The organism is Streptomyces sp. NBC_01477, assembly GCF_036227245.1.
In the GTDB taxonomy this organism is placed as follows: Bacteria; Actinomycetota; Actinomycetes; order Streptomycetales; family Streptomycetaceae; genus Actinacidiphila.
In genome coordinates this window covers 8351102-8356558 of the sequence record NZ_CP109445.1, presented here as the reverse complement: position 1 = coordinate 8356558, position 5457 = coordinate 8351102, and the positions used below count along the sequence as shown (strand labels likewise).

3 protein-coding genes are annotated in these 5457 nt (G+C 72.1%); 2 read left to right on the top strand and 1 reads right to left on the bottom strand.

The genetic code is table 11. From position 1 onward, the window contains the following. The first annotated feature begins 344 nt into the window (after window positions 1-344). Window positions 345-1757: a carboxylesterase family protein gene (locus OHA86_RS35715; protein ID WP_329182087.1), complete on the top strand. Its 1413-nt coding sequence runs from the start codon at window positions 345-347 to the stop codon at window positions 1755-1757. A 20-nt stretch (window positions 1758-1777) separates the two neighbouring features. Here the strand turns inward: OHA86_RS35715 and OHA86_RS35710 are convergent, their stop codons facing one another. After that, complete coding sequence (locus tag OHA86_RS35710; protein ID WP_329182084.1) at window positions 1778-2350, bottom strand: YbhB/YbcL family Raf kinase inhibitor-like protein; 573 nt, start codon at window positions 2348-2350, stop codon at window positions 1778-1780. Window positions 2351-2742: 392 nt separating this feature from the next. On the opposite strand from OHA86_RS35710, the gene OHA86_RS35705 reads away from it, so the two are divergent. Next, window positions 2743-5445 carry an AAA family ATPase gene (locus OHA86_RS35705; RefSeq protein WP_329182083.1) on the top strand — a complete coding sequence of 901 codons (2703 nt, stop codon included), beginning with the start codon at window positions 2743-2745 and terminating at the stop codon, window positions 5443-5445. The last annotated feature ends 12 nt before the right edge of the window (window positions 5446-5457 follow it).

Below are 5457 nucleotides of genomic sequence, written 5' to 3'. Positions count from 1 at the left end.
CGAGCACCTCCGCTCGGGTGGCATCCGCCGACGAGTCACGAAAATCGACTTCGAAAACTTTTCGCCGAGTGCGCACGAAGTCCCTCTCATTCACCCTGCAACCGAAGCGATCGAGCAGATCGGCCGCCGTCCGCGAAACCGGCGGGCCCGAAAATCAAAACTAGCCCCGCGATCCGCTACATCAACTCCCCAACCTGGTAGTCGGGTCCGGATACCGGGGGAGGCCGCACGACCACCAGAATTGGTGATACCCCGCCGGAAAGATCCATGCGAATCTCGGCAGGTATTTTGCCGACGAGAATGGCGCCGCAGTCCGCCCTCACGATTCGGAGCAGGCACATCACATGCGCGAGGAAACTGATTACGAGCTGACTGATGACGACCTGGTGGTGGAAACGTCGTCCGGCGCGATGCGGGGCTTCCTTGACCGGGGCGTCCCGAACTGGCGCGGCATGCCGTACGGCCGGGTCGAGCAGCGGTTCCGGCCACCGGCGCCGGCCGTCCCCGTCGAGCGGATCGATGCGCGCCACTGGGGCCCGGTCTCCTGGCAGCTGCCGATCATCCCCGGCCAGACGCCCTCGACGGTGTCCCCCGACGCGACCGAGAGCGAGAACTGCCTCAACCTCAACATCTGGTCGCCCGACCCGAACCCGGGCGCGCGCCGGCCGGTGCTGGTGTGGCTGCACTTCGGCAGCCGGGCCTACGGCAGCGGCAGCACGTCGACCAACGACGTCTGGCACTTCGCCGCCCGGCACGACGCGGTCGTGGTCACCGCGAACTACCGGATAGGGGCCTGGGGCTGGCTCTATCTGGGCGCGCTGGACCCGGACTTCAAGGACAGCGCCAACCTGTCCATGCTCGACCAGATCCAGGCGCTGCGCTGGGTCAAGGAGAACGTGGCCGCCTTCGGCGGCGACCCGGACAACGTGACGTTGTTCGGCCTGTCCTCCGGCTCGTCGGACGTGGCGGCGCTGCTGGGCGCTCCCGCGGCCAAGGGGCTGTTCCACAAGGCGGCGCTGTACAGCGGCGCCCAGCCGCCGATGGCCGAGGAGCGGGCCGCCCGGTTCGCCAAGGACTTCCTTGAGGCCGCCGGACCGCTGGCGGCGACGCCGAGGGATCTCGCGCGGCTGCCCAACGTGGGGCTGCGCACCATCCACCGGCGGATGCTGAAGCAGGCCACGGCCAAGTCGCACGGCCCGGCCATGATCCGGTACGGACCGTTCGTCGACGGCAGCGTCCTGCCCCGCAGCCCGCTCGACTCGCTGGGGGCGGGGCTCATGTCCGACGTTCCGCTGCTTGTCTCGAACGTCACCGAGGAGAGCGGGGCGTGGGACGCCTGGAACGCCATCGACACGGCCTACCTGCGCGCGTTCCCCGAGAAGGACCAGTCGCTGCCACACAGGGAGAAGATCGACGCCCTGTCCGAGCTGATCTGGGTGGGGCCGGCCAAGAAGCTGCTCGCCGCCCAGCACAAGGGCGGCGCCCCGGTGTGGTACCAGCAGTTCGACTACGCGCCGTCCACCAGCTGGCGGACCGTGCTCGCCTATCCCGAGCTGGCGAACCGGCCGGTCCACGGCGCCGACGTGGCCTGCCTGTTCCTCGACCCGGAAGGCACCGTCGGCTCCGACGAGGACCGTGCGGTCGGCGCGCAGGACCAGGCGGCGCTGCTCGCCCTGGCCAGGGACGGGCGGGTGCCGTGGACGCCGTGGACGCCGGAATCACCGGCCCCGCACCGGATCGGCCTGCCGGCGCACTGATCAGCGCCGGCCGCCGGACGTCAGGGGTTCTCGTAGAAGCCGTCGATCCGGCCACGCGCGAGGACCTCGCCGGCGGCGTCGAGCACGGCGCGTGGTTTGGCCGATTCCGGGTCCGCGCCGCCCGCCGAGGCGGCGATCGGCTTCGCGAGCGCGAAGAGCTGGAACGCGTACCGGTGCTGGCCGTGCCCCTTGATCGGGTCCGCCCCCAGGTAGCCGCGTCCCTTGCCGGACCGCAGCACCCGCACACCCGCGGTGGCGCTGTTCTCGTCGAGCGCACCCCGCGCGACTTCGGTCACCGCAGCGTCGAGAAGGAAGACTCCGTGGACGAACGGCTTCGGCAGGGGCACATCCGGGTCCTCGACGACCAGGAGCAGTTGCGTGGCGCCGGCGGGGGTTCCGGTCCAGCTCAGCGCCGGCGAGGTGTTCTGGCCGCCCGACCGCTTCCCGGCGTGCGCCACCGGCATCGTCGCCTCGTGCTCGAAGTCCGGACTGGTCACCCGCAGGGTCTCGGGCCCCGCCAGGTTCGGCGTGTTCCAGGCCAGGCCCGCCTCCCCGGCCCGCCGGTTCTTCAGCAACTTACCGAGCACTGCCATGAATTCTCCTTGTCTGGACACTTCGGACACTCGGACCGGTTCGCCAGGACCACCCGGCGCCGGCCGGCGCCTCGTGGGATCCGTGGTTTCCGGCGGGCGGTTCACCGGCGGTCCGGTGGCCGCCGGCCGTTTCCGCCGCGCGGCGCACGTGCCGCCCGGTTCCACCAGGTCCCGCGACGGGATCGGCAGCACCGGTTCCGGCGGTCTTCGCCGCTGCGGGCCCGGCCAGACACCCTATACAAGATCAGGACGCCACCGACCGGCCTCGTGGTGACGTCGCGGAATCAGGCGCACATATCGGCCATTGGCTGCAAAGCTTACGAAGACGACGCGTTCACCGTCACCGAGCGCCGCACCTCCTGGCGCGGGGGACTCCTCACCGGAGGGGCACGGTGAACCGGGCCGCCGAGCGCGCGGACTCGGTGCTCACCCGGATGCTGTCCGGAGCCGGCGACGCGGCCGGCGGTGGGATCCTCCTGCTGGACGGCCCCTGGGGCTGCGGCAGGACCACACTTCTTTCCCGTTGCGTCGGCCGGGCCGTCGAGTCCGGTGTGCGCACCCTCGTCGCGGCCTGTTCGCCTGCCGAGCGCGACGTCCCGTTCGGTGTGCTGGCCCAGCTCGTCCAGGGCGTGAAAGCGGGCCCGGAGTCGGCGTCCGTCCTGGGCGAAGTGGAATCCGCGGCGCAGCGGGTCTTCTCGACCACGGACGCCGGTGAGGCCGAGACCGATCTTCTCTCCCGACGGCTGTACGGGGTGCTGCTCGAACTCGCCGGGCAGCGGCCCCTGGTGATCGCGGTCGACGACATCCGCCACGCCGACCTCCCGTCCGCGCGCTGTCTGTCGCAACTGGTGCGACGGCTGCCGGCCACGCGGATGATCGTGGTCCTCACGGACGACCGGAACGTGCGGACCTCCTCGCCGCCGCTGCGGGCCGAGGCGCTGCGCAGTCCCGGCCTGCACCGGATCACCGTGGCGCCGCTGGACCAGGAGACGGTCGGACAACTGGTCGTCGAGCACTTCGGTGCCGGGGTGGACCACGACAGACGCAGGTGGTTCTACGAGGCCACCGGCGGCAATCCGGTGCTGCTGCGGGCTTTGACGGCCGATTACGAGACGGCCGGCGACATCCTGGCACAGGGGTACGGTCAGGCGTTCCTCGGTTGTCTCCACCGCACCGGGCCGACGCCACTGGCGGTCGTGCGCGGACTGGCCGTGCTGACCGACGCCGCCACCGTGCCCACCCTCGCGCACCTCGCCGGCGCCGACGTCGAGTCGACCGGGCAAGCGCTCGCCGCGATGACGTCCGCGGGCCTGCTGCGCGACGGAACCTTCCGGCACAGCGCGGCACGGCTGGCCGTGCTCGACGATCTTCCCGCGCCGACGCGTGAAGACCTGCACCGTCGCGCCGCCCGGCTGCTGCACGGCGCCGGTCTGCCCGCGCCGGTGGTCGCCCGGCACCTGGTCCGGGCCGGGCGCATGCCCGAACCCTGGGTGGCCGACGTGCTGCTGACCGGCGCCTTCGCCGAGGACGAGCCGAGTCTGGCCATCGAACTGCTGCACCACACCCTCGAAGGCCGGACCGAGGCCGGAGACCGGGCGAAGATCCGGGTGCGGCTGCTTGAGCTCGAATCGAGGATCGACCCGGTCGCCGGCTCCGTCCGCCTCGGACCACTGCTCGCCGCGGCGAGGTCGGGCGATCTCGACGTGCCCGCGCGAGCCGTGCTGGTGCGTCAGCTGCTGTGGCGCGGGAGAACGGACGAGGCCGGGGAGCTGCTCTCGAGCCTGCGCGGGCGAACGGACTCCCCCGTGCTGCGCGACCTCGAACTCTGGCTGGCGGCCACGTTTCCCGCGCTGTCCCGGAAAACGGCCGCCGGCGGAACCGGCGTGCGGGTGGAGGCACGGTCCACGGCCGTGCTCACGGAACTGCTCGGGCGCGGATGCGGCGCGGACGTCGTCGCGAAAGCGGAGAAGGTGCTGCGGGAGCCGCTCTCCGGCCGATGCACGTCCGGGCTGGGCCCGAGCGGACTGGCCGCCCTGATGACCCTGGTCTACGCCGACCGGCTCGGCGCCGCGTCGTTCTGGTGCGACCAACTGCTCACGCGGGCGGAGTCCCGGGGGTTGCCCGTCGTCCAGGCCTCGGTGCTCGCGGCCAAAGCGGAGATCCTCACCAGGAAGGGCGAGTTCGACGAGGCCGCGACCACCGCGCGGACGGCGCTCACACTCCCGGCGCCGGGCTCGTGGGGAGCCTTCGTCGGACTTCCGCTCGGTGCTCTGGTCCTCGCGCTGACCCGGACGGGCCGGTACGAGGAAGCGTCCCGGTACGTCGGCCGGACGGTTCCGCCGGCGGTGTTCGACACCCTTGCCGGGCTGCACCACCTCTACGGTCGCGGCCATTTCCTGCTCGCGACCGACCGCGTGCAGGCGGCGCTCGCCGACTTCCTGCGGTGCGGTGAGCTGCTCACCGGCTGGGCGCTGGCCGGCGCCGCCCCGGTTCCGTGGCGGACCGCCGCGGCCGAGGCTTGGCTGCGCCTGGGCGATCGGGACCAGGCCCGCCGGCTCGTCCTCGATCAGGTGGCCCGAGCCGGCGCCGACGGTGACCGGGCACGCGCCCAGTCGCTGAGGTTGCTCGCGCAGACCCGTCCCACGAAGCGACGGCAGAAGCTGCTGGGTGAGGCGGTCGGTCTGCTCGAGGACGCCGGTGACGACTTCGAGCTCGCGCGGACCCTGCGTGATCTGGGCGAGTCGCACCACGCCCTCGGCGACGCCCGGCGCGCGCGGCGCCTCGCGCGCCGGGCGCGGCAGCTGGCGAAGTCCTGCGGTGCCAAGCCGTTCCTCGACGAGCTGGGCGCAGGCTGCGACGATCCCGGGGAACCTGCGCAGCCGGACAGGATCCGGTCGCTCACGGGCTCGGAGCGCCGGGTGGCGTCCCTGGCTGCCGCCGGGTACACCAACCGCGAGATCGCGCTGAAGCTGTACGTCACGCCGAGCACGGTCGAGCAGCACCTCACCCACGCGTTCCGCAAGCTGTCCGTCAAACGGCGCGAGGAGCTGCCGGGGGAACTGTGTGCGGACCTGCTGCTGCGCGGTTCCCGCTGAGACCCGGCCCCG